The sequence below is a fragment of the Cohnella sp. GbtcB17 genome (assembly GCF_019091135.1).
In the GTDB taxonomy this organism is placed as follows: domain Bacteria; phylum Bacillota; class Bacilli; order Paenibacillales; family Paenibacillaceae; genus Cohnella.
Window position 1 is genome coordinate 1 of the sequence record NZ_JAGXJW010000286.1, and the last position, 265, is coordinate 265.

Genomic DNA, 265 nt, shown 5'->3' on the forward strand with positions numbered 1-265 from the left:
TATCCGGCGAACCGGGTAATCGCGCTGGAAGGAGCGAGCAACTTCCGCGATATGGGCGGTTACGAGACGGAAGATGGCCGGAGTGTGAAATACGGCCTACTGTTCCGTTCCGATGAAATGGGCGGGTTAACGGAGCAGGACTTGCAATTTCTACAAACATTGAACGACAGGACGGTTCAGGACTACCGGGGCGAGCAGGAAGCGGAGCGCAGTCCGACACCGGAGCCGGAATGGCTGACGTACCGGCGCATCGAAGCGAACCCGG

At 59.2% G+C, this 265-nt stretch carries 1 protein-coding gene; it reads left to right on the forward strand.

Annotated features, from left to right (window positions below):
- On the forward strand, positions 1-265 hold a 265-nt coding region (locus KVT38_RS33795; protein ID WP_217598089.1), incomplete at both ends, for a tyrosine-protein phosphatase.